This is a genomic window from Mucilaginibacter sp. 3215, from assembly GCF_050433785.1.
GTDB lineage: Bacteria > Bacteroidota > Bacteroidia > Sphingobacteriales > Sphingobacteriaceae > Mucilaginibacter.
Map to the genome: position 1 here is coordinate 228,591 of NZ_JBNPWO010000004.1, position 22,368 is coordinate 250,958.

The following is a 22,368-nucleotide window of genomic DNA, read 5'->3' on the forward strand; positions in this document are numbered from 1 at the left end:
TGTTGGGTACACCGACCTAACTGTAAGCTTAGGTGCCAAAAATGGCCTTCTTTATTTTTTTTAGCGATGACGGAATGGCGTGGTCGTTCAAGACTCTTTGCTGCCCGTTGATCCTTAGTTTATCCCTTTTTTCTTTATTGCCGAGCAGCTCTGTACCTTTTTGTACCAGTTCATCAACCGTGCGGTAAACGTTAATTTCGTTCTCGGTATCATAAAGCTGCTCAATGCCTTCGCAATATTCGGTAAGGTAGCAGGCGCCAAGCATGGGCGCTTCTATATCCCGCAAGCGTGAGTAGGTTAGTGGGTTATTATGTGTACGTTTAAACGTTGGTACCCGATTAATACCTAAAGTAACCATACTATGTTGAGTGATGTTGATGTACTCATCAAAATCCGGGCTCAGGAATATATGATCGTCGTTAACCGGGATAAACGGAAGTTTATTTAATTGCTGAAGACCTTTAATTGCCAATGCGGAAACCCCCTGCTGTTTTACAAAGTTAACCTGGTTAATAAGTTTTTGATAAGCAGAACCAGGAACAAATACCGGAGCTGCACTCTGTGCTAACCATCCGGCTCCACGAACGCTTACCGGCAAACCTTTTTGAATGGCCTGGCCTAACAGGTTTTCCCGCAGGATGTCTTTTGAACCGATAAATGATACCCCTGGTATTTCATGAAGCAGGGTACGACATCTTAATTGGGGTTCAACCCACATCGGCATCGGTAAGTTGATATGTTTGACCCTTGCCTTCCTGTACAGAGGTAAAGCCTCATACTCAGGCACCCAGATCAGATCAAAGATCCTGAACTTTGCCGGTACTGTTTTAAATTCCCGCACGCTATCGCAATAAAAATTAACACATGGAATGCCCATTTTCCTGATTTGTTCTATTGCTTTTGCAAGTATTTGTTTGGGATACAGGTAGCTTAAAAAAATGTCTATATTTTGCCGGTTGACTTTGATATAATTGATTGTTGCCTGCCAGCTCCGTTCCTGCCAGTTTTGCAAAGCAACCGAACCTTCCTCATAAACCAGTCCTTCGGCCCAGTCAACCTCCGGTACTTCAATATAGCTCATCCCTGCCTCAGCAATACCGTTTTTAATGTAATGCTGCCAAAAACGGTAGGAGGGCACGGGGTGGGGCTTGCTTACTTGATCCTGTAAAAATGAAAGAAGTATGCGCATGGAAAAACTATCGGCCAAGTAAGGCTTTAAATTTTTGTGTTAATTTCCAGCCGATAATCCGGTTTAGCATTTTTGTGTAACCGCCTGCCGGATATTTAGCTGCTGAACCGCCTAACTCATCAATACGTTGTTGGGCTTTGTTTATAATATCGGGATAATGAGGATAATACGCATAAACAAAGTTTTGCAGGCAATCGGCAACGGCAGTTCTTACTCTTGGGCTATTTTCATGCTTAAGCATGTATGTTGTACCTTCATAAATAGAAGTAAAGGCCGACTCAATTCCTGGCCTGGAAGTTAACGCAGACAACGAATTGCTTATACCGCTCCGGTAATGCAACACGGCGTTTTGAGCAAAGCGAATCTCACTTGCTTGTAACAACACGCGTGTAATAAATTCAAAATCATTTACAAGGCTTAACCGTTCGTCCCATAAACCCGATTTTTCAAGCACGGCCCTTGGAATTAGCCACAGAGCGCATTGCATCATGGCTTGTTTGCCATCCATGGACGATACCAGCCAGTCAATGGGTTTACAATCCCCCCTAATGAGATCTTCATTTACTTTAAAGGTGCTAACGTCATTGTGATAAAAACGGCCCCAGGCAGCTGAAGCTACTACATCATCATTATCTCCAATCCGTTTAACCTGTTCTGCAATATAACCGGGCGAGATAACATCATCAGCATCCATAAACTTAATAAGCCTGCCTTTTGAAAGGCTGAAGGCTTTATTCGCAGCCGCGCATTGCCCGTTGTTTTCCTGGTGGTAAATGCCGATGCGGGGATTTGTAAGTTGCTTGAGTACAAAGGATGTATCATCTGTAGAACCATCGTTAACAATAATAAGCTCCCAATTAGTGTAGGTTTGTTCGGCTATAGACCGAACGGCTTCGGCAATATATTTGCCCGCGTTATATGCCGGCATGCAAACAGAAACTAAAGGATTGCTTTTTTCCACTCTGAAGTAAAATAGGGCAGTTTGGCTTTGAAAATATAATGGCGAACTACATCGGGCCTGTCAAGGTTGGGCTTGTCGTCGTAAAAGATGCAGTATAATTTTTCATCAAGTGCCACGGCGGTTTGATGATACAACACATAACTCATGAGTGTTTGTTCAACTTGTGCCGGGCCTGCATTAGGATAATGCAACAGCAACAGTTTGGCTTTTTCTTCAAGATCGGCATAGTCAACCTTGTTATTGTCATAAGCAACAATGCCGCCGTTTACTTTTTTAATACAGTTAATACCATATTTATCACGCAACACATCCTCGCTGTCTACAAAATAGGAGTCTGCCAGCTGCTCTTTCATGTAAACCGCCGTTTTGTGTTGATAGGCCTCCATGATTTGAACAGGTTTGCCGAAAAAAATCATATCGCTATCCATGTGGATTGTCCATGAGGGTGAAGTATGAATATCAATCAACCGGCGAAAAAACGGATGCCAGTTACGCAAATGCCGTAACGTTGGAAATGTGTGTTGTGGTAAAACAAGGTTGAGATGTTGTAACACCTGTTGCTCTGATATGGTTTCAATACCTGGCAATACATGGTTGATAAAACCGATATGCCCGTCGGTAAGTGTTCCGTCTGAATATAACCTGATCCCTATCTCGCCATCCGAAAAGCGAGCAAGTGTGTAAGCACAAAAAATGGTTTGGTGCCAGTAGTTTGCCCCTGTGAGGAAACTTACGTTCAGGATTTTGTGTTTTGACAGATTAAGCGGCGGTAACTTTAAGGCAGCTTTTTTCATTTGCTTCTCGCGCCGATGCATATTCAGCCAGCCCTTTAGCCCAAAATGACTGATATGATACCTTATCGAAAAGGTTGGTTTAAAAAAATACTTGTATGCTATTTTACCTAATGACACGGGCTATAAAAAATGTTTCCAGGCTTGTTTAAGATAACCTTCTTTTGAAAGGTCTACATAGTGATGAAGGATGCCTGTTTTGTTTTTTATCTGATCCGGGCCGGGGTTAACAATATAATCTCCGGCTTTTAAAACAGCAGCATCAGTGTCGGCTATCATCATGGCCGATAACGCCTGCTCTAAATAGTAAGAAGTTCCTTCCTGCTCCTCCAGTGCTTTAACCCAGTTTTCCAGCTTGTTCCAGTCAACAGCCTCGCTTTTTAAACCGATAGCCCCTACATTAAGCAAGGGTTTTACAGGTGCACCGGTCAGTTGATCCATCAATTGCTGCGAATATCCATAAGCTTCTGTACAATCAATCATGTGCAAAGGTTGTTGCGGGGCGTAAAGCCAGGTAATTATGTCCTTGGGTTCGTGCCAAAAAAGCATGTCCGAATCCAGTACCAGTTTCCAGTCATCGCCTGGAATGGTGTGCACATCGGTTAGTTTTTTAATGTGAGGATATACTGCCCTTTTTTTATGCAGGTACGGATAACGTGCTTGGGGCAACGTGTTTTGCAGGTTTTCGCTGATTTGCTCCACTGTAATTACCTGTGCGCCGGGCAGCTGTTTTGCTACCCTTTCCATCAGTGCAGCATTAAAACTGCCGTCATCAACCAATATGAATTTAAATTGCGCAGCAGATGACTTAATTAACGATTGGATGCAGTAAAGCGTTTGGTACAGGTAGTTTTTACCTGTTAAAAAGTAAATTGGCAACCCATTGGTATGTGAAACTACGGGGGGCAACTCAACCGAACGCTGTTCCATCTCCCTACGCCCGTTCATTATGTTTCGGTAATTGAAATAGCCACCAAAACGCCTGAATTTTTGTAATTGTGAACGCGGATTGCGGTATAAAAAATTAATGACTTGTTGTAACAAGGAAAGCTATAAATTAAACAACGAGTCGCGCCAGAATAAATGTCGGACGTTTGCAGTATAGTGCCGGCCCACGATGCCTTTTTTTTTCATAGGTTTAATCTGTTGGCTATCCTGGTGATCATTTTTTATAATCTCGGTTGTCCAGGGTATTCCAATTGATGAACTTGCTATATGAGCAAAAATAGTTTGTTCGGTAAAATAATGCACATAGTTACTTACGTGAAACAATAATTCCTCCAGCCGAAAGTCTTCGTAAATTCTGGGTCCATAAATAATTAATAAGCCCGAACTGAAGGTATAAGTATCATAGAGGTTATTACCATAGAAATTCAAAACGCGGTCATCATAAGTTGAGTGTCCCTCCTGGCTTCCGCCGCAAACAAACCCGTTATGTTGGGGAATATATTTTTTAAAATCCTCGTAAAAAAGTATGTCACTGTCTATCCATATTACAGGTTGGATCTCGGCCTGGTGAAGTATCACAGCCAATTTTTTGCCAAGCACATGGCTCTCGGCATAGTTTAAAAGATTGATCCTGTTTTTATCCTGATGATATACCGCGCTTTGTTGCCAGTGGTTAACAATAAGCTCACCCGGCCAAAACTTGAATTTACTTCTGATTTCTTCCGGAGATAGTGATCCGTCGGATGCGATGATCAATTTAGGAATCTCTTCCCAATATTTTGCAATAGAATATACGGCCAGGCGCGTCATATCTATAATGCTTTTGCCGGTCATCATAAGTACAGTATAAGCCGATGATGCTTTGGGCTGCCCTACAGCAAGCGGCTTATATTTAAGTAAGCTCCTGTAAAGTAATGGTAAGCGATAAGCCAGTGAGTTGCTTATTTTATTGATCACGGTTGTTCTTTATAAGCCCGTCATACATACCGCAGGCGCCCTGCCATTTTATATATGTCGCAGCGTTTTTCCAGGCTTTATAGGTAAACCAGGCTTTAGCTTTTCTAAATGCGGCCCCTGATTTTGTTATCTGTTGCCAGGGGTTTATGTCATGGCTTTGCAGCAGCTGCACCCATGACTTATTGGTATTATTAAGCAGGCGGGCAAGATATGCTGTTTGCATGCGCTGAACTGGGATAATATGCTGTAACATCAGTTCCGGAAAGTAACCAACCTGCCAGCCACTTTTAAGGACCTCGATCACCATATCATTATCACCGCCAGAACTTAAGGAGTTACCTGTGCGGTCGCTGATGTTACTTTTACCCGATGTTATTTTTTTAATATAGGATGTAAGCGCTTCCCGCTTTATTGCCATTCCTGCACCAATGGGAGAACAGGCCGGGTATTGATTATTCCATATCGCGGTGAGCGTTTTATCGCCCAGGTTGCGCAGGGCCAGGCTTCCGTAAAATTCGTTCAACCATTCGGGCGGAGTGGTTTCAAACAAGGGTACAGATTTTCCGCCTATAGCCCCCATTTTAGAGTTTTTTTCGAATATGTGCAAAGCCTTTTCAAGATAACCGGCCTCAAGGATATTATCATCATCAACCATTATAATGATATCACCTGTTGATTCATTAAAGCCCTTAAGTCGTGCATAGGTGAGGCCCTGTTTTGTTTCCCTTAAAACTTCAGCAGCGGGATGCCAGCTTAAGTTAAGTTGCTGCTCAAATTTGTTTGATGAATTATTATCGATGATAATTAATTCCCATTTGCCAGTAGGCAACGATTGGTTTTTTAAGGCTGAAAGTGTTTGCCCCAGTTTTACCGTATCCGGATTATGAGTAGGGATGATTACACTTAACTTAGTCATTATATAAGATATCGGCAGGCAAAGGTTCGTTAATTAAAGCAAGTTGTTCTATTACAGCCGCCTCAACTGTGCCGGGCAAAATCATTTGCATGCACTTTTTATCGTAATGACAGGTATTATGTAACCAGCATGGTGAGCATTCAACTGCAGAATATACGTTTTTAAAACTGATATACCCCGATTGGTCTGGCCTTTCGCGCCCACCATATATGATTACCGACCGGCAGTCGACTGAGCGCGCCAAATGCATCATAAATCCTACGTGCGATACCAAAAGAGCAGCATTACTTAATATGGCTGCTGTTTGCCGGATAGTAGTTTTCCCGCGCAGGTCGATAACGGTTTTCAGCGGCGCATCTGTTTGAGAGCCTAACTGGATGAATTTGTGGGTTTGACAAAGCAAATCAACAACCTGTTGATATTTTTTAACGTCCCATTCTTTGTTACCCATTGGATACAATGCTGCTGAGCTGGATGTTGTTACTACGATATGGTTTTTTGCCCATTTCGCTGCTTCCCGTTCATTATCCGTTAAAACTAAAACAGGCTTAAGGTTTATTTGCCCTTTGAGCTGTAAATCATCAGCCATTTTTAAAACGATATGCTTTTGGGGTATTTCGTCGCCGTCGGTTTCGGGATGATAAACTGTGTATTTTGGAAAAACAGTTTTTACGTTGAAGGCTTTAAGAAGCAAACCGGATAGTAATGCCCCAAAAGGTAAAATAAGTTTGATATCCGGATTATGCTCAAAGAGTTGTTGTTGGTTACTTTTTACCCAGATATTTTTATGTCTGCGCCCGTAGAGCTCCCGGCTTAATACAGTGAGCAGTAGATTATCGCCCAGCGATTCGCCAAAAGCAATGATATAGGATGGTATACCGTATTTATAAAAGTAAAACAGCGTTGATTTTATAGTTTTAATTCGGTTTATTATCATCTCACTTTTTCAGGCTCCAGTATATCATCCTTAAAAAAGTTTTAACCCTGAATGAGATACTGAGTCCGTTTAAGCCGGTTATGTAGTATAAAATGTTGAGCCAGGCAAAAGTTATGCTTTGTTTTTCCTTCGCCAGCCACAGGCAGCAGTAAATTGATTGCTGCAGGCATGTAGCTTTATCATTGATTTTGCCGAGGGCCTTATGGGTTGACAGAAACTTATAATGATAACTGAAAAAACGATAATCATAAGTTGATGAGCTTAAACCAGTCTCGCCAAAACGCGCGATATCCAGATCGATGTATTTGATTTTAAATGCGGGGTTGCAAAATACTTTCAACGTTAAATGGTAGTCAGCAGCCACCTTAAACTTTATGTTGTATTTACCGGTGTAATTAAATATCCCGAGGTTATAAAAAATGCCCTGGTGATGGATGCCGCGTGATAATACCTTATTAATAGTATCATCCGCATATTTTGTTTTTGATGTAGCACCTGTTACATTACCATATACAAGATCGGCAGGTTCATTTTGGATGGCCTGATAAACCTGACCCAACACTGTGGAACTGCTGAAAGTGTCATCGCCACCCATAAAGTAAAGCCATTGACCGCTCGCCATATCAATTCCTTTGTTCATAGCATCATAAATGCCCCTGTCGGGTTCAGAAATGAACTGGACATTAACCTCACCTGTTTTTTTAAAATTGTTGACAATATACTGTGTATTATCATTTGAGCCGCCATCAACCAAAACCAGCTCGTAGCTTTTGAAAAATTGGCCTGTGATGCTATCAAGAGCTTGCTGTAAAGTGCTTTCACAGTTATACAGCGGCATAATGATGGAAAAGAATGGCTTCAATTAAGGTTTGCTGTTAACACCTTGTTGGCTTCATTTACCCAGGTATCCAAGCCCTGGGGGTTCCAGTGCGAATCGCTGCGATAGAATAGATTGCGTTTGTCGGCTTTGAAAGCTTTATATAATGGTATTACAGGAAGATCAGTTTTTTGTTCAACTCTTTCCAACAAGTGATTGTAAGGCATTCGTTTATCATCATAAACAGATACCGCATTGGGGATCACTGAAAGAAAAACTTTTTTAAAGCCAATAGCCCGATAATAATCACGTGCAATATCCAGGTTGCGGACTATAGAATCTAAGGCATGCTCAGTCTTATATCTAAAGGCCGATTGTATATTATTGGTGTCGACGGTGGTATAAAAAAGTAGCCTTTTTTTATCAGAGCTTATGACTACCTCATTTGCTATACGATCAAAAAGCGTATAATTTAATGATGCTTTTGCCTCTTTAAACGGGGTTGTCAGTTTGTTATCAAAAAGCATGAGCTCGAGGTTACGGCTTAAGTCTTTATGAAAGATGATTCTGCCTAACCGAGCAAAGATAGATTCGGGGACAAACGGGATACCTCCGGGAAGCGGCGCATTACTGAAGTTTACACCGTTTTTAATATTGTCGGTTGTCCAGCGATTTTCAAAGGTTTTATTAATATCATAGTTGTTAAGGTTGCGCTCGGCAAACTCCATCACCATGTAATTTTTTTTAGTACTATCCAGTTTAATCGGGCCGAAAGAGAACCGACGATCGAGGAAAACCACGTTATCAAATGCATCAAAAGCACCGGAAAGTATTTTATCAGCCAAAAAGCTATCTCCTATTATGTATAATACTCTATTGGTGTTTTGCCTGCCGGGTTTGTGGCCGTATTGTTTAAACGGTTCGAGTTCAAGTTTGTACTGTGGCAGATAGCAAACACCATACAAGTCACCGTAGCGCCACCTATCTGAATGTACCAATGCGGCTTTGTACAAAGCGTTTTCCTGTATCATTTGTGGATTCAGGTGATCAAAATATTTTTCAAATTTTATTTTATTTATGAACGCCTGGTTCATGGAACTAAGCAGCAACACAACACTAATAAACAAAATGAACAAACCGGTAACTTTACGCATCAAAACTGGAAATAAATAAATTGGGCTTCGTTAAAGATTCCTAAAAAGTAGCAGACAAATACTAAACCACATATGAGTAATAGCTTGCTGGTGTTTGAATAATCTTTCGCCTTTCGCAAATAACGTTCGCCTAAAAGCAGGGTAATGATAATAAAAGTACAATACCAAAGCTCATGGACAGACATCAGATTACTTGCTGAATAGGTAAAACCATTGCCCCTGAATATTTTATTTAAGATATAAAAAGCATCGGTTACCGTACCGGCCCTGAAAAATACCCAGGCAAGGCAAACCAGGTTAAAGGTGAAAAGCCATTTCAGGAAGGTAAAGCCTTTGATGCCGATAATGTACTTGTTGAACAACTGGTAAACAACGAGCAGTAAACCATGAATCAGGCCCCAAACAAGATATTTCCAGTTGGCGCCATGCCACAGGCCGCTTATCATAAATACAATAAGCAGGTTAATGCAGGTTACCCGGAAATTAATCTTGCTGCCTCCCAACGGGATATACAAATAATCACGAAACCAGGTGGAAAGTGAGATATGCCAGCGTTTCCAAAAATCAGAAACATTGGAGGCAAGATAGGGAAAGTTAAAATTCTGCATTAGCTCGATACCCAAAACGAGAGCCGTGCCAATGGCGATATCCGAATACCCGCTAAAGTCGCAATAGATCTGGAATGCAAAAAAATAGGTAGCTACGAGCAGTTCAAGTGCCGAATGACCATGCGGATTGTTGAAAACAGGGTCGACGTAAAGGCCCAGTCTATCGGCAATCACCACTTTTTTAAACAGGCCCATCGCCATAAAAAATAAACCAGTTATCAAGTTACTGCTTCGGAAATTGTTCACCCTGTTTAACTGAGGCAAAATATGCTGGGGCCGTTCAATTGGGCCTGCTACCATTTGCGGGTAAAACATTACATACAAGGCATAAAGGCCAAAGTGACGCTCGGCGGGTTGATTGCCCCGGTAAACCTCAATGGTATAACTCATAGCTTGGAATGTATGGAACGATAAGCCAATGGGCAATATAAAATCAAGCAATGGTAATTGCGGGCCATGGAATGTGTCAGATAGCAAATTCAGGTTCGCGGCCAAAAAGTTGAAATATTTATAAAAAGCCAGTACACCAATATTCGTGACCAGGCTTAAAATGAGATAAAACCTGCGGGTTTTGCCTGTGGATTTTTCTATCAGGATGCCGGCACAATAGTCAACAATAATGGTGAAAAGAATGATGAGGATGTATACCGGCTTAAAGTACATGTAAAAATAGCTGCTTGCGGCTAAAAGCCACAACCATCTTAATTTATGCGGCAGCAGGTAATATGTAATGGTTACAATTACAAAAAATACAAGGAACAACAGGGAGTTAAAAAGCATTTAAAAAAAGCAGATATATAATTTAGTTTGCAATAATTTTGACGTCAGCACCTGATTTAGCTGCATTATTAAGAATTGATATCGCCTTATTACTGATGATTATAGGATCGACATTATTGATATTCAGGTTGGAGCCGCACTTGTACAAATCGTTCAGTAACGCATAATTATCTTTATTGTTAAACTCTTCAGAAGGATAAAACGTGTGTATATTGTTTGCTATGCTTAAGGGATAGGGAACAAAACGACCGAAATGGTTGCCATTGGAGATACAAATTGCGGTAGTTTGTGTACATGCAGCAATATGTATAGCACTGGTATCATTTGAAATTAGTAAATCTGCATTGTTAATCAGTTCAATTAATTCAACAAGGTTAGTTTTACCGGTTTTATCTTCAATTTTTTCTTTGTTTTTTGATTGTGATATTATTTCAGCAGCCAGGCATGAATCTGCAGATGAGCCCGCAATTGTAACAGTAATTTTAAATGTTGAATTTGCCATTATGGAATCAATTGCTGTTGCAAATAAATTTGTTCCCCATCGTCTATACTCCTGGCCCGCACCGGGAAATATTACCAATTGCAAAGCCCCTTTTTCGATTAGCTTACTTTTGGTTGGCAAATTTAAGGAGGTGTCAATTCTTTGACCTGTAAGGGTTTCAATAAATTTGCGATTTCTCAGGTATTCAAAATAATCAGTTCCGGGCACATCTATAATACTGTCATAAAATTTATAAGAGCGTTTTAATTCTTCGAATGATTCCATATTAGTATAATCGCCGCTGCTGCAAATCTTTTGTTTGGCTCCAAGTTGGGATATAAACTCGTCAGTGTGAAAAACCCTTGAATGAACCGGATTGATTAAGATATCAAATGCCTTTTTTTTAATGGCTAATGATAACCTTATTTTTTTGTTTATATCATAAATTATTGATGGCGTTATCCAGATAAATTCATCGATGACATTTTTATCATATGCCTCGGCTATATCTTTAAATGCTATATTCCCAAGGAGCGTCAGTTTATAGCCTTTAAATTTTGGTGCTTGTTTGATACATTTTATATAGTTTCTGAAAAGAATGTAATCTCCAAGAGCATCAAGTCTTACAATTAAAATCCGGTTACTTTTAAAAGGAAGGGACGTTTGGTTAAAGAAATGGAATAAGATCCTCCGGATCTTGTTTATACTTCTTTTTAGCAACATCATGAATAATATCCAAATACCTTATATAATTTGATCCTAATCCTGTTAAAAAAAATAATTTTCTTCCATTCATAAACAGTGCCGTGAGCATCTGCCGCCCATATTTTCTGATGATCGGCCTCCCATTGCGCCTTCATTTTTGGCGAATGGGTTTTGGCCTGGTCATGCACGTTGGCAACGGAAAGCGGCTCTTTGATCAATGCCCTGCTGTGTCCTTTTACCAGCCTGAGCCATAATTCAAAATCAAGGGAGCAATGAAGCTCCTCCCAAACGGGTTCATGAATGGAGGCACTCCAAAAAGTGGAGGGCTGTACGAGACTCGGAATCTTGATAAAATAATCAATAAAAGGCAATACCCGCGTTGTGGTTGTTTTGCCGGACACCACATTGTAGTCGTTCCCGTAACCGTATATAAAATCTGCATTGGTGCTCATAAATTTATTTAACACCTTATGGAAAACGCCTTTAAGATAGTAATCATCACTATTGATCCAGGCGTGGTACCGGCCCGATGAAAGACTGAACCCCTGATTAATGGCATTGCTTTGGCCATTATCTTTTTCGCTTTGATAATAGCTAAGCCACGGGGCATACTTTTCAATAATCTGTTTGGATTGGTCGGTGCTGCCGCCATCGATGATGATATACTCCAGGTTGGGATAGTTTTGCAGAAGCACAGCTCTGATGGTTTGCTCCAGAAAACCGGCCTGGTTATATGACGGGGTTACGATGGTAAGCTTAGGCCAGCTTATTTTATTATCATAAACCGTTTGTGCAACCTGCTCGTCCCAGGGCCAGCCGGTTTTGCCGGACGGAGGTAGGGGTAACTGGTGCAATAATCCGTTTTCGGTACCGGCTACTATGGGCAGGGGTAATTGAACGCCTTTATTTATAAAGTTTGAACGGTATGACTGAAGATCGGGAAGGTTCATGTTTTGGTCAGCCAATTATCTGTAGAAATGTTCGGCCAAATTTTTTAACGCTTTCATGATAAGTGTTGTTTTCAAAGAGCAGGGGAGAGGTTTGATGTTCACTGAACTGCTGAAGCAGTTGCGCTAACTGGTTAACATTATATGGATCAAAAAAGTGTGCCGAACTGTTAACCAACTGCTCCCTGTGGATCTCAATATCCGAAACCAGTAAAAATTTATTCATTAGCTTAGCATCCTCCACAACAGTGCTCCAGCCTTCAAACAATGATGGCTGTATAATGGCGATGGCATTATTTATCAATTGAAGCTGATCACGCCGGTCGATAAAACCCAGGAATTTAATGTTGTTACCGATGTTATTGTCTTCAACAAACGCTTTCATCTCTGTAAAATAATGTGGGTTTCGGTAGTCGGTGGTATTACCGGTAAAAGCTACAGTAATTTCAATGCCTTTCGCCTTTAGTTCTTTAACTGCTTTTAAAACTGCCAGCTGATTTTTATGTTTCCAGAACTGGTTAGGGCAGATAAAATAACGTGCGGACAACTGATATTTTTCAAGCAGTAATTTGATGTTAATATCCTGATACGGAGGATGCGCTACTGCGAAAGGCAGAACGTTTACGTTAACCGTATGCTGAGGGAAAATGGATTTGAAATGTCCGAGCGCAGTATTGCTGCTCACAATTAAATGCCCGGCCGAGGCTTGAATTTCCTGCTGGTTTTGCAGGCGCGAGGCAATATCGTCTTTACTGAAAAATTCAGGGGCAAAATGTTCCTGGAAATCAGCTACCCAATATATTTTCTTTTTAGCAGCCGATTGTTGCTCACTTTTATAATAAGGAAAAACAGCATCAAGGGCTTTAATTTTCTGGCTAAACAGACGGATTTTAAACAGCCGGTTTGTTATCCTGTTTAGTAATTGGAAACCTTTGTTTGCTTCACCCGAACCAAGCTGAAAGCTGATATAAGGATAGTTGAATTTTTGCTGCGCAGCCCTGAAGCTTTCGTAACTATCAGTAAGTAAAACAATATGCGGCTTTTCCTCATCATTAAGGACGTTTAACGCATTTACCAGGTTTTCGATATAGTAAGTGCCGCCTATCCAGTTTTCGTTATAGATGTAGCTTAGTCCTATTCTTTTCCTTTTAGCCATTTACAATAGGTATTAACACCATCCTCAAAATTTACTTTTTGTTGGTAGCCCAGGCTAATTAGCAGGCTGTTATCGGCTTGCCAGTATAACGGATCGCCAACGCGGTTGGTGCCTGTAAATGACAAACGGCCGCTAAAGCCTATATATTTCAAAAAAATTTCGGCTGCTGTTGTTATAGTGATGGTATTATTATTAGCAATGTTTGTAATGCTGAACCCGGGCTTGTCGGCATTGATAAACAGGTTCATGGCGTTTACAATATCGATAACATGAATAAATTCGCGTGTTTCGTTACCGGTACCAAACAATGTGATATTTGTTTGAGTCTGCGATTTTTTGTAAAGATCCCAAAACAACTGCTTTTTCAAACCGGCTCCATATGCGGAAAACACACGGAAGATATGAACATTTAAGCTAAAATGATCGTGATATAGCTGGCAGAGCTCTTCGGCTTGTTTTTTATGTACACCATAGGGTGAAAGCGGATTAAGCGCATGAGATTCTGCAATAGGTAGCATTTGCGGATTACCGTAAACTGCTGCGCTCGACAACTGGATGAGCTTGCAATTGCCATTACCTTCTTTTATGGCATTGAGGATGCTCACGACGTGATGAACGTTTAGCAGGTAATCGCGCTCAGGGTTATTGAATGATTCGGGCACTGACGCAGCCCCTGCACAGTTAATACACCAATTGAACTGTTGCTTATGAAATACCTTCTTAAAATCGGCGTTGATAGCATCAATTAAAAAGTAGTTGGGATCGTCATATTCTACCACCACATCAGCGCCATAAACTTCATAGCCTGGCTGATTTTTAAAATAGTTGTAACAGGCTGAACCGATAAATCCTTTGGAGCCTATGACAAGTATTTTCATTGCTGTGGTAATGCTTTTATGAATTGTGCCGGGTTGCCGGCAACCATGGTAAATGGTTCAACGTCCTTGGTAACTACCGAGCCTGCTGCAACAATAGCGCCTTTGCCAATGGTAACGCCTTTTAAAATACAGCAATTATAACTTATCCAAACATGATCATGAATGTAAACAGGCTTAATCTTTACATTGCCAATTTTGGCAGGGTGGCCATATTGAGTCAATTTTTTAAATGATGCTGCACGTTCCCCGTTATCAATTTCATGGCTATCGGTATCCATAATAGTTACATTATGTGATATAAGTACATTGTCACCGATGATAAGTTCATCGCCAGCACGAATAATAGTATTTTTGCCGATGTAACAATCACTGCCTATTTGTAACTTGCGGGCATAAGGATAAACAAATAGCTCAGCGCGGCAATGGGTATTTTTGCCGATGATAAGTTTACTTTTATCATTAGTAAGATTTGAAACTTCGGCTTCATGGTAAAACAGACCGCCATTATTAGTTATGGAAGCATTGATGTGTTTGAGCTTTTTATCCTGTTTAACCTGCTCAATATAATGCGGCATATTGGTTAAATTAATAAGCCGTACCAGCAAGTTTTTTATTATCCCTTTCATTAGCGGTTCAATAATATCTTTTTTAACCTTAACCCAATTCTTTTTATAACAGGTGGGCGCGGAACAGGAGCAAAGTAATTAAGCAGATTAGCATAATATGTCATATTGATGGAGACTTGCTGCACAACCGGTATTGGCGATAAATAAAGCTCCTGGTTTAAATTTTCGTTTCCAACATGGGTACCGCTGTTATCAAAGCCTATATTCTTTATCAGTGAACGGGTAGGGAAAAGGCCCAAGGCGTTATTAATAAAAGCTGTATAATACCACCTTATATCCCATGTGTTCATGTTTTTTAACATGTGGGAATAGTCGACACCTGCAAAATTGAAACGATTGGTTAAAAAGGGGTTGTCGGCTATGATATTGATCTGTTCTGGGTTTATCTCCAGCTTGCTCCATCTATCGGCCCAGGTTGCCCATCCCCATGAGCTTGTAGCGAGGGGGCATAAAAAAGTATCGGGTTCAGTATAGGAATCCATATTGTGCATGAACCCGTTAATGGAGAACACCCGTTTATCATCAGCGTAAACTTCGAGTGCTTCATTACAGTACTTTAAAAAATATGGAGAAGTGATAAGGTCATCCTCCAGTATAATTGCCCTGCCATATTTGCTGATAATTTCAGTAATGCCATCAATAACATTATCCTCCAGGTTCATGTTTTTTTCGCGGGCAATCAGTTCCACTTTTTTGCACCATTGCTTTTCGCCGATCACCGCCCGGGTTTCGGTTACTTTCTGCAGTTCACCGGGAGTTGCCTTGGGTTTGGCGCCATCCGCAAATACAAACAGATCTGATTGTTTGGCATGTTCATTTTTGGCAAGGGCTTCCAATGTATTGCGCGTATGTAAAGGCCTGTTGTAAATAAATAATATAATAGGGGCCAACTTAGCGCTCATTTAGTCAGGATACAGGCTGATAAGTTTTATTTGAGTTTGAAGCTGCAGTTTGCACCAGCATTGCTTTAAGTTTTTTGTGATGAGCAAGCACCTTAAACATGTTTTGCCTTAGCGAGTTAAAGATACCAAGCCTTGATTGCAAAGCCAGCTGCTGGTTTAAATCAACCGGTTTTCCCGACAGTTTTTGATAAAATAATCTTATTCGTTGTTTGCTTAATGATAATCCTAACCTGAGCATCCATTTTGTGAATACGATTTGCAAATTGCGTTGGTCATTGCTCAAAATTGTAAAATAACTGTTGAGTAAAAACTCTGAATAGCCAAGCCAATACGAAAGGTTGGTAATATAACTTATAGTTTGTCTTTTAAGGGGTGCAAAATGTTTAAACTTCAGATCATCATTTGCAATTACTTTGTATCCGCTTAAATATATTGCCAGGCAAATTTCAACATCTTCACCGCAAATTAAACTGGTACCAGTGCGGCCTGAAGTAATTTGTTGCCAGCCATTGTCAAACAGGTTAACAATAACAGCCTTTTTATAAATTGATCCTGCACCGTAAACCCAATGCTGACTTTCAACCCATGTTTGAGGGCCATGTACAAAGTATCCGGTTAGATTATTCAGCTCGGTATTAAAAGGCTGCTCGGGTTCAAAAATAGCATAACCTCCAAGCGCACCTATTTTATTATCAGCCTGCATAATTGAATAGGCTGTTGCAATATAATCGGAAGAAAGCCAGTTGTCATCGTCACAAGTTAAAATGTAATTATATTCGGCATTGGCCATCCCGGTTTTGAAGGCAAAGTTTTTCCCTGGCTTTTCCTCGTTTAAAACTTTAAAACCTGTGTTGCTGATATTATATTGCTGCCATTCTGTATTAGCAACCTTAAGCGTGTCATCTGTTGAGGCGTTGTTGATCACAATGATTTCCCAATTAAGATCATGTGGAACCGCCTGTAATGCGAGATGACGGAGTGTTTCGGGCAGGCGACCGGCACTGTTATAACAACATACTAAAACTGAAATTCCAGAATTTTCCTGTTTATTCACCGGGTTTCATTAATGATCGTAGCAATGAGGCTTCGTGCGTATTCAATAAAAATGAAGCTTTCATAAGCTGGTTATTAACTACAATTTGTTTGTCAACAGCTCCAGCATCTTCATGAATAAGCGTGATAAAATTAATGGCCGAGTCAAGATCAGGGCAAACATTACAATAAGGATACAGCTCATTTTTCAGACGATTATCGGCATTGCAGAATATGGTTTTAAACCCAAGATTAATACTATCAACTGATGAATACCCCATGAAACTACCTACTGTAAAATTGAAAAAATACCCGTTTTTAATATCGTCGGGCAAATTTGCCATAGGGATAGATTTCCTGGTGAAGTCAATTTTATTAGCAACACCAAGCAGTTCGGCCATGCGCGTGATATTCTGGTATATAGATACATTATCGATAACACCGATAAAAGTTATCATGAAATCTTCAATGTTGCTTTGTTTGAGTTTATGGGCAACATAAACCAGGTCAAGAAATGAATTTTTATCGCCGGCAATGCGGGCAACCAAATTAATCCTAATCATTGGTGAACAATTTTGAAAGAACCATTTTTGCTTTTATCGCTTCACCGTATTGCTGGTAAAGTTCAGTTTCCTGGTATTTATTGATATTAACAATGGTATCACTGCTGTTGCTGAAGATACCCTGGCTGTAGGTGTATTCCATGTTAAAGTATTGAATGCTGTTGTTTACATTCCAAAAAAAGCGATTGGGGTGAATGATAGTATCATAAACCTTCTCCACATTGTACAAACCAATGGTATGCACACTCTTAAAATATTTCTGCGCAAAATACTTAAGTTTGATAACCCACCAAACTGAACGTATCATTTTACGTGGCGCCCTCAAATGTTTGATATGCCTGATACGGGTGTGTACCACTTCAATATCTTTATTTTTTAATATTTCGTCGTAATACTCATAATCGTAATTATCAAGGATGAGCACTATTGGCTGCATATTGTTTTTTTTAGCAAATACAGCCAGTTCAACCAGTAATTTTTCGGCACCGCCTATGCTTAGCTTATTGCCAACTATTAAAACCTTATTCATAAAACCGGCGGATGATTTTGCATGTATACTCAATTTCCTCGTCGTCCATGCCCGGGTTTAGCGGAAGGCTCAGGCTGGTTTCTGCCAATTCCTCCGCTATGGTGAAGTCATCTTTTTGGTAACCGAGGTGCTTATACGCTTTTTGTAAATGGGCAGGTACAGGATAATGGATCCCGGTGCCTATTCCATTGTTGTTTAAATGTTGCTCCAGCTCATTTCGTTTTGCAGTACGGATTACATATAAATGGTATACATGTGATGATCCTGAGGCGGTGGCTGGTAAGATAAGGCCGTCGATTCCGTTAAGTTGGCGGGTATAGGCAGAAGCTATGGTCTGCCGTTCAGTTGCCCATCCATTCAGATATTTCAACTTTACCGAAAGAAAAGCAGCCTGCAGTTCATCAAGCCTTGAGTTTACACCGATAACCTCATTGTAATATTTTCTTTCCGAGCCATAATTACGCAGCAGGCTTGCTTTTTGTGCGAGGCCGGTATCGTTGGTGGTTAAAGCCCCTGCATCGCCATACGCGCCCAGGTTTTTTGTTGGATAAAAACTGGTAGCGTTAATGTGGCCGAAGCTGCCGGTAAGCTTGTTGTTGTATGTGCTGCCCTGCGCCTGTGCGTTATCTTCTATCACAAAAATATTATGCTTATGGGCTATCTGCATAATAGCGTCCATTTGGCAGGCTTGCCCGTAAAGGTGTACGGGTATGATCACTTTTGTTTTTGGGGTGATGGCTGCCTCAATCAAACGTGGGTCTAAATTATAAGTATCCTTATCGGGCTCAACCGGTACAATGGTAGCCCTTGCCTGCGATATGGCGAGCCAGGTGGCTATAAAGGTATTTGAAGGTACGATGACTTCATCGCCTTCACCAACTTCAAGCACCCGTAGCGCAATGCACAGGGCATCAAGTCCGTTGCCTACCCCAATGCAGTGTTGTACGTTATTGAAGGCAGCGTAAGCATTTTCGAAATCGCTTACTTCTTTACCAAGTATGTACCATTTATTTTGAAAAACACGCTCAAACGCCGCGCGAATCTCTGCTTCAACTAAATTATTCTGACTGGTTAAAGATAAAAACGGAATATTCATCGGGTTCAACTTTGAGCCTTAGGCTTTTTGCTTTTATATAAATGTTATTACGGTTCCGGCCCATGAGTAGCCAACACCAAAGCCGGCCAAAAGCCATTTTGTTTGCGGAGTAACCTGTTTTTCTTTCATGGCTTCATCAAGTGCAATGGGTACCGATGATGATACCGTGTTACCAATAGCGGCCATATAGATATAAAAGTTTTCGGAAGCTATATCCATCTTTTTACGCAGGTGCTCCAGCATGTACCGGTTGGCCTGGTGCAGGATAAACTGCCCGATTTCGTCTTTGCGCACACCGTTTTTTTTTAGGGTATCTGTTATTAAAGCAGGAATCTCTTTAGATGTAAAAGCAAATATTTCGGGCCCATTCATATATAAATTTCCTGGTGATTGCTCATTCCCATAGTCATCATGTACGGTATCAACACTTTTTTCAGGGTAACGGATGGCTCCCTGCTTTACCATCAGATTTTCAGCACCCTTACCATCCGTACCTAATTCAAAGTCGCCTATGGCTGCAAAGCCTTCGGTGCTGATGAGGGTAGCGGCGGCGGCATCACCAAAAATGGTACGGTTTCCCTTGTCTTTAGGATGTACGAATTTTGAATAGGTTTCGGCCGTGAGCAGCAAGATATTGGTGGCTATGCCTGCCGCTATAAGGCCCTTGGCTAAAGCAAGGCCGTACACGTAGCCCGAACAGCCCAGGTTAAAATCAAGTGCGCCTGCTTTAACCGGGATACCCAGCTTATCCTGTATGATACAGGCTGTTGAAGGCAAAAAATAGTCTGGGCTTTGGGTGCAGTATAATATAAAATCTATTTCAGTTGGATTGATGTTATGCGAGGAAAAAAGTTTTTGTGCCGCGGCTATCGCCATATCTGACGCAAACTCATCCTCGGCGGCAATGTGACGGGTGCTGATACCTATTTTGTTGGCTATCTTCTCTACTCCCCATTCGGGAAACAGGGCCGAAAGATCAGCATTGGTAAGCTGATTTTGAGGTAAGTGGTATGAAATAGCTTTTATAAAGGCCTGCATTTACTGTATGGTGAATCCCCCGTCTATTATCAGGGTGCTTCCGGTTACCCACTTACTGGCATCAGATAACAGGTAAATAACCGCGTTGGCAACATCAATTGGTTCGCCAAATCCTAAGGGGTATTTTTTTTCATCGTCTTTCAGCTGCTCCTCTGTAAATATGGGGTCGTAGATGAGTTCGGTTTTTATCATGCCCGGAGAGATATTATTGACCCTGATCCTTTGGGCGGAAAGTTCAATAGCTAATACCTTTTGCATAGCATTTATGGCGCCTTTTGAGGCACTGTACATCGCGTTACCAACGGTTCCAACAAAGTTGCCGGCAATGGATGATATAAATACTACCGATCCATTTTTGTTTAGCTTTTTAGTTTTTAACAACTTATTGATCAAAATAGCGGGTGAGAAAAAATTTGTTTCGAAGATCGAATCCAAGTCTTTCCTGTTTATAAATTTAAAAGGCAAAGTTTTTACAATCCCGGCAGATAGCACGACGCCATCTAAATTCGGCATTAACTCAATCAGGCTGTCCTGTTCCTTCTCAATATCAAGATCGGCAGCATATTGTGTGCCGGGTACCTCCAGCAAGTTAAAAACGTTTGACAGTCTTTGCTCGTTTCTGCCGGTAATAAAAGTTTCGGCTCCCATTCCTGAAACGCTTATAGCAATTTGCCTGCCTATACCTGATGAGGCGCCGGTAACCAAAATTTTTTTACCTTTTAAAGAGAAAGGGTTATCCATAGGATATTAACGTCAGTGCTTGGGTTTACGAATTTGATTTTTTCAATACAATATCGTAGATGTCCTGAATAACTTTTGAGTTGCGGATGTCATCGCCTGTTAGTCTGACTGCGTAAACGTCATCTACCATGGCAATTACTGAAAGTGCTGTCATGGAGCTCCACTCATCGTTCTCTTTAAATAATGTTTCGGCAGCAAAAGCACTTGTATCTAAGTCATCAAACTGATCAGCAAATTCCCTTACAAATTTTTCAATATTCATAGCTTAAATATTAGGTTGTATTATGCTTGTTAAAAATTTGATCTTTTGTTTAGCGCTCTCTTCATCTATTGTAAAATAATAGTTGAGCTCATCTTCACCTGTTATTTTTGCAAACATTTTATGAAACCGCAACACTTTTTTATTGTCTTTCCTTACATCAAATACACATCTTTTATTTTTTAATTCACTGGCTGCAAATTCAGAAATAAACAGATCTGATTTTATGCTTACAAATTCGTCGCATCCGGGTTTTACAATCCAGCTGCCACTGGTGTAGGTATCAGCCGTTATGTTATACAATCTTATAACTCCGAGTGGCTGATGGTTATGGTCAGAAAATAAAAAGTAATATTCCTGCCGTTTTTTTTCCCGCTTTTTATATGTCCTGATCCATTCAATTTGCTTTTGCAAATTATTGTCGGTATGTGTCAGGTACCGGGCGTGTACCGGGTCAGTTCTTAAACTTAAAATAAATTCGGCATCGCTTTCCTCAACCAATCTAAACATTAGGTCAAATTTATAAAAAGGAGACTCCACTTATAATGATTTGTAATTTTTAAACTGTTTGTACTCTCTTAGATAATCGGCCTCTGTATACAACATGGAAGCTAATACAAGGCAAATAGCCCCCGACGAAAAATTTGAAATATCGCGCCAGATGCCAGGCTGGACATGCAACCCTATGTACGGGCGGTTTAACTGTACCGTTTTTTTGTTGATACCGTCGTCAATAGTGATATCAAAGCTGCCACTGGCTGCTACGATAAATTGTTCAAGCTCCTTATGTCCGTGCGCCGCGCGTGATTCGCCGCCCGGGATATCATATAAATAATATACCCGTTTAACAGCAAACGGAATATGGACATTGTTTTCAACAGGTGTAATATTACCTGCGCGGTTGTGGATTCGGTTAAGGTGGATGATGTTACAGTCAAAAACAGTTGACGATTTACCTTCCATGTTTGCTGTTTATAAATTGATCAAAGTCCCTGATATACTCGTTTACATCGTATTTGCCGTTGGTAAGGATCAGGGCCAACGAATTGGTCGAGAAATTTTCGATTTCGCGCCACATCATTTTTGGTACATACAGCCCGTAATATGAACGGTTAAGGCTATATCGCATTTCCTTTGCGCCATCATGAAGCACAACGTCGAAGCTGCCACTAATAGCGACAATAAATTCCTGCAGGTGTAAATAAGCGTGACCGCCCCGCCGTTCGCCGCCGGGTACATCATAAATCCAATAGGTACGCTCAATTTTAAAGGGGATATGGTTGTTTTCTTCAATGAAAGAAAGGTTCCCCCGATCGTCTAAAAGCTTGGGCAATTGTATGATGTGCGGGGTTTCCAT

General features: G+C 40.8%; 26 protein-coding genes. All 26 read right to left on the reverse strand.

Features of this window, described 5'->3' with window-relative positions; genetic code table 11:
- Positions 1–28 precede the first annotated feature (28 nt).
- The 26 genes from ABIC84_RS09630 to ABIC84_RS09755 all read right to left on the reverse strand — a co-directional run bounded on the left by ABIC84_RS09630 (position 29) and on the right by ABIC84_RS09755 (position 22,368).
- Entirely contained in the window at positions 29–1,189 is a 1,161-nt protein-coding gene (locus tag ABIC84_RS09630) for a glycosyltransferase family protein (protein ID WP_426584501.1), read from the reverse strand.
- 7 nt (positions 1,190–1,196) lie between these two features.
- A complete protein-coding gene (locus tag ABIC84_RS09635) occupies positions 1,197–2,117 on the reverse strand; it encodes a glycosyltransferase family 2 protein (protein ID WP_426584503.1) in 921 nt (306 codons plus the stop codon).
- A gap of 11 nt (positions 2,118–2,128) precedes the next feature.
- Positions 2,129–2,944, reverse strand: coding sequence for a hypothetical protein (locus ABIC84_RS09640; RefSeq protein WP_426584505.1), 816 nt, complete (start codon positions 2,942–2,944; stop codon positions 2,129–2,131).
- Positions 2,945–3,064: 120 nt separating this feature from the next.
- On the reverse strand, positions 3,065–3,889 hold the full coding sequence (locus ABIC84_RS09645; protein WP_426584507.1) for a hypothetical protein: 825 nt from the start codon (positions 3,887–3,889) through the stop codon (positions 3,065–3,067).
- 102 nt (positions 3,890–3,991) lie between these two features.
- On the reverse strand, positions 3,992–4,846 hold the full coding sequence (locus ABIC84_RS09650) for a hypothetical protein (protein WP_429263449.1): 855 nt from the start codon (positions 4,844–4,846) through the stop codon (positions 3,992–3,994).
- Entirely contained in the window at positions 4,836–5,762 is a 927-nt protein-coding gene (locus tag ABIC84_RS09655) for a glycosyltransferase (RefSeq protein ID WP_429263450.1), read from the reverse strand. The genes ABIC84_RS09650 and ABIC84_RS09655 overlap by 11 nt, the downstream gene beginning before the upstream one ends.
- Entirely contained in the window at positions 5,755–6,699 is a 945-nt protein-coding gene (locus ABIC84_RS09660; RefSeq protein WP_429263451.1) for a glycosyltransferase family 9 protein, read from the reverse strand. The genes ABIC84_RS09655 and ABIC84_RS09660 overlap by 8 nt, the downstream gene beginning before the upstream one ends.
- 1 nt (position 6,700) lies before the next feature.
- Positions 6,701–7,561, reverse strand: a complete 861-nt coding sequence (locus ABIC84_RS09665) for a glycosyltransferase family 2 protein (protein ID WP_429263452.1) — start codon at positions 7,559–7,561, stop codon at positions 6,701–6,703.
- Positions 7,558–8,670 carry a hypothetical protein gene (locus ABIC84_RS09670; protein ID WP_426584517.1) on the reverse strand — a complete coding sequence of 371 codons (1,113 nt, stop codon included), beginning with the start codon at positions 8,668–8,670 and terminating at the stop codon, positions 7,558–7,560. Before ABIC84_RS09670 ends, ABIC84_RS09665 begins: the two co-directional genes overlap by 4 nt.
- Positions 8,670–10,058, reverse strand: coding sequence for an MBOAT family O-acyltransferase (locus ABIC84_RS09675; protein WP_429263453.1), 1,389 nt, complete (start codon positions 10,056–10,058; stop codon positions 8,670–8,672). Before ABIC84_RS09675 ends, ABIC84_RS09670 begins: the two co-directional genes overlap by 1 nt.
- 22 nt (positions 10,059–10,080) lie before the next feature.
- On the reverse strand, positions 10,081–11,265 hold the full coding sequence (locus ABIC84_RS09680) for a glycosyltransferase family 9 protein (RefSeq protein WP_429263454.1): 1,185 nt from the start codon (positions 11,263–11,265) through the stop codon (positions 10,081–10,083).
- A complete protein-coding gene (locus tag ABIC84_RS09685; RefSeq protein ID WP_429263455.1) occupies positions 11,262–12,209 on the reverse strand; it encodes a glycosyltransferase family 2 protein in 948 nt (315 codons plus the stop codon). Before ABIC84_RS09685 ends, ABIC84_RS09680 begins: the two co-directional genes overlap by 4 nt.
- Positions 12,202–13,347, reverse strand: coding sequence for a glycosyltransferase (locus tag ABIC84_RS09690; protein WP_429263456.1), 1,146 nt, complete (start codon positions 13,345–13,347; stop codon positions 12,202–12,204). Before ABIC84_RS09690 ends, ABIC84_RS09685 begins: the two co-directional genes overlap by 8 nt.
- The gene (locus tag ABIC84_RS09695) at positions 13,326–14,225 is read right to left on the reverse strand and encodes an NAD-dependent epimerase/dehydratase family protein (protein WP_429263457.1); all 900 of its coding nucleotides are present in this window, start codon (positions 14,223–14,225) and stop codon (positions 13,326–13,328) included. Before ABIC84_RS09695 ends, ABIC84_RS09690 begins: the two co-directional genes overlap by 22 nt.
- On the reverse strand, positions 14,222–14,851 hold the full coding sequence (locus ABIC84_RS09700; protein ID WP_429263458.1) for an acyltransferase: 630 nt from the start codon (positions 14,849–14,851) through the stop codon (positions 14,222–14,224). Before ABIC84_RS09700 ends, ABIC84_RS09695 begins: the two co-directional genes overlap by 4 nt.
- Positions 14,851–15,753: a sugar transferase gene (locus ABIC84_RS09705; RefSeq protein WP_429263459.1), complete on the reverse strand. Its 903-nt coding sequence runs from the start codon at positions 15,751–15,753 to the stop codon at positions 14,851–14,853. Before ABIC84_RS09705 ends, ABIC84_RS09700 begins: the two co-directional genes overlap by 1 nt.
- A 4-nt stretch (positions 15,754–15,757) precedes the next feature.
- Entirely contained in the window at positions 15,758–16,807 is a 1,050-nt protein-coding gene (locus ABIC84_RS09710) for a glycosyltransferase family 2 protein (RefSeq protein WP_429263460.1), read from the reverse strand.
- Entirely contained in the window at positions 16,800–17,348 is a 549-nt protein-coding gene (locus tag ABIC84_RS09715; RefSeq protein ID WP_429263461.1) for a hypothetical protein, read from the reverse strand. The genes ABIC84_RS09710 and ABIC84_RS09715 overlap by 8 nt, the downstream gene beginning before the upstream one ends.
- Positions 17,341–17,877: a hypothetical protein gene (locus ABIC84_RS09720; RefSeq protein WP_426584537.1), complete on the reverse strand. Its 537-nt coding sequence runs from the start codon at positions 17,875–17,877 to the stop codon at positions 17,341–17,343. Before ABIC84_RS09720 ends, ABIC84_RS09715 begins: the two co-directional genes overlap by 8 nt.
- The gene (locus ABIC84_RS09725; protein WP_429263462.1) at positions 17,870–18,973 is read right to left on the reverse strand and encodes a DegT/DnrJ/EryC1/StrS family aminotransferase; all 1,104 of its coding nucleotides are present in this window, start codon (positions 18,971–18,973) and stop codon (positions 17,870–17,872) included. Before ABIC84_RS09725 ends, ABIC84_RS09720 begins: the two co-directional genes overlap by 8 nt.
- A 33-nt stretch (positions 18,974–19,006) precedes the next feature.
- Complete coding sequence (locus ABIC84_RS09730) at positions 19,007–20,011, reverse strand: 3-oxoacyl-ACP synthase III family protein (RefSeq protein ID WP_429263463.1); 1,005 nt, start codon at positions 20,009–20,011, stop codon at positions 19,007–19,009.
- Complete coding sequence (locus tag ABIC84_RS09735) at positions 20,012–20,752, reverse strand: SDR family NAD(P)-dependent oxidoreductase (RefSeq protein ID WP_426584543.1); 741 nt, start codon at positions 20,750–20,752, stop codon at positions 20,012–20,014.
- Between the two features lie 25 nt (positions 20,753–20,777).
- Complete coding sequence (locus ABIC84_RS09740) at positions 20,778–21,014, reverse strand: hypothetical protein (protein WP_426584545.1); 237 nt, start codon at positions 21,012–21,014, stop codon at positions 20,778–20,780.
- Positions 21,015–21,017: 3 nt separating this feature from the next.
- On the reverse strand, positions 21,018–21,521 hold the full coding sequence (locus ABIC84_RS09745; RefSeq protein ID WP_429263464.1) for a GNAT family N-acetyltransferase: 504 nt from the start codon (positions 21,519–21,521) through the stop codon (positions 21,018–21,020).
- A gap of 30 nt (positions 21,522–21,551) precedes the next feature.
- Positions 21,552–21,974: a sugar 3,4-ketoisomerase gene (locus ABIC84_RS09750; RefSeq protein ID WP_429263465.1), complete on the reverse strand. Its 423-nt coding sequence runs from the start codon at positions 21,972–21,974 to the stop codon at positions 21,552–21,554.
- Complete coding sequence (locus tag ABIC84_RS09755) at positions 21,964–22,368, reverse strand: sugar 3,4-ketoisomerase (protein ID WP_426584551.1); 405 nt, start codon at positions 22,366–22,368, stop codon at positions 21,964–21,966. The genes ABIC84_RS09750 and ABIC84_RS09755 overlap by 11 nt, the downstream gene beginning before the upstream one ends.